Origin of the sequence: Dietzia sp. CW19 (genome assembly GCF_014145265.1) — a bacterium.
GTDB lineage: Bacteria > Actinomycetota > Actinomycetes > Mycobacteriales > Mycobacteriaceae > Dietzia > Dietzia natronolimnaea.
In genome coordinates, this window is sequence record NZ_JAALEE010000241.1 from 1 (window position 1) to 1,724 (window position 1,724).

General features: G+C 72.6%; 4 protein-coding genes. 1 reads left to right on the plus strand and 3 read right to left on the minus strand.

Going from position 1 to position 1,724, the window contains the following annotated elements; genetic code table 11:
* The 3 genes from G6021_RS07900 to G6021_RS07910 all read right to left on the minus strand — a co-directional run.
* Positions 1-242: hypothetical protein (locus tag G6021_RS07900; protein ID WP_206682650.1), on the minus strand; the 242-nt coding region annotated here is incomplete at its 3' end.
* Complete coding sequence (locus tag G6021_RS07905) at positions 239-559, minus strand: urease subunit gamma (RefSeq protein ID WP_179523268.1); 321 nt, start codon at positions 557-559, stop codon at positions 239-241. The genes G6021_RS07900 and G6021_RS07905, both read right to left, overlap by 4 nt.
* A gap of 224 nt (positions 560-783) precedes the next feature.
* Positions 784-1,071: a metalloregulator ArsR/SmtB family transcription factor gene (locus G6021_RS07910; protein WP_179523269.1), complete on the minus strand. Its 288-nt coding sequence runs from the start codon at positions 1,069-1,071 to the stop codon at positions 784-786.
* 139 nt (positions 1,072-1,210) lie between these two features.
* On the opposite strand from G6021_RS07910, the gene G6021_RS07915 reads away from it, so the two are divergent.
* Positions 1,211-1,724 (plus strand): ABC transporter substrate-binding protein (locus tag G6021_RS07915; RefSeq protein ID WP_347238932.1); only part of this gene is annotated, 514 nt, incomplete at its 3' end.

Genomic DNA, 1,724 nt, shown 5'->3' on the forward strand with positions numbered 1-1,724 from the left:
GTGCGGGCGCAGTCGGCGATCACCGCGGGTGCGCGGCCGAACGTCATGGGGACGACGACGACGAGGTCACCCGCCCGGCCCTCCGCCGACACCAGGTCGGACAGTCCACGCCCGGGCGCGGCCGACGGGATGCCGAGGTCGGGCATCTGCTCCGCTTCCGGACCCAGCGCCGCGACGATCCGGGCGGTGGCCGGGTCGGTGTGCTGGTGAACGTGCTCGTGCACCGGGGAGTGCGCGGTCACGCCTGCTGCTCCGCCGGGCCGACGGGATCGTGCACCGTGACCAGCTTGGAGCCGTCCGGGAAGGTGGCCTCCACCTGGATCATCGGCAGCCGCTCCACCACCCCGGCCATGACCTGCCCGGCGTTCAGGACCCGACGTCCGAGGTCCATGCACTCGGCGACCGTGCGCCCGTCGCGGGCGTGCTCGACGATCTCCCACGAGATGAGCGCGGTGGCCTCCGGGACGTTGAGCAGCACCCCGCGCTCGAGCCTGCGCCTCGCGACCTCCGCCGCGGTGAACAGGGTGAGCTTGTCCAGCTCGCGGGGGGTGAGCTTCATCCTCTGAGGTCCTCTCGTGCTCGGGCATCAGCGCGCCGGGTGGATGCATGCCGGGTGGGTGCACGCTGGGGCTGTTGATCACGCTAATACCGCCGTGTGTCGGCTGTGTTACGCCGACTCTGAGCGCCGCGCGCCACCCTGACCTGCGGTGCCCTGCTTGCCGCGCGCAGGGCACCGCAGGTCAGAGCACCGGGCCGTCGGGGAGGTCACCACGAGCCCCGCGCTCAGTGGTGGCGGGCGCCCATGAGGTGCAGGATGCGGTGCACGGTGTCGTCGGCGAGCGAGTAGCGGACCACCCTGCCGTCGTCGGCGTCCCGGGCGGCGCGCACCCAGCCCCTGTCCCGGAGGATCCGCAGCGCCTGGGAGGCGGCGTTGCGGGTGATCCCGGCGGCCTCGGCCAGGTCGGAGACGGTCGCGACACCGGGGCCCACGTGGTGCATGTGTGCGAGGAGCCCCAGCCTGGTGGGGTCGCCGAGCAGCTCGAAGCGCTCGGCCCAGTCGGTCAGATCCATCGCTCCCCCACGCATCAGGCTTAACACCAGGCGTGTTCAGACGCTCTCCGGTGTAACAGCAGCGACACATCCGCTCGCTACGCTCTGCGAACTATGTGTCCAGCCGGACACCTACCCTAGCCCTGGCAGGAGTGCGTCTGTGAGACCGTTGTACGCCGCCGTCTGCGTCGGACTCGCGTCAGCCCTCGCCGCGTCGGGCTGCGCGACCCCCGCCCCGGCGTCGGAGAGCACCGGTCAGATCGTGTTGGCCGACGCCGGGGACCCCGGTGAGTTCAACCCCGTGTCCGGATACGGATCGACCGGCGTCTCCCCGCTCTACGAGGGGCTCCTGCGCCCGGTCGCCGCCGACGATTCCACGCTGCCCCGGCTCGAGCCCGCCCTGGCCGCGCAGGAACCGGAGGTCAGCGCGGACGGGCTCACCTGGACGGTCCGGCTGCGTGATGGCGTGCACTTCCACGACGGCTCCCTCCTGGATTCCGGCGACGTGGCGGCCGCCTACCGCGCGGTGGCCGATCCGCGCTCGGCCTCCCCCATCGCCTCGGACTACTCCCCGATCGCACGCGTGGACACCCCGGACCCGCTCACCGTGCGCTTCCACCTCCACGCGCCCGACCCGGGGATGCCGGCCCGGCTCCTGCTGGGCATCGCGCCCG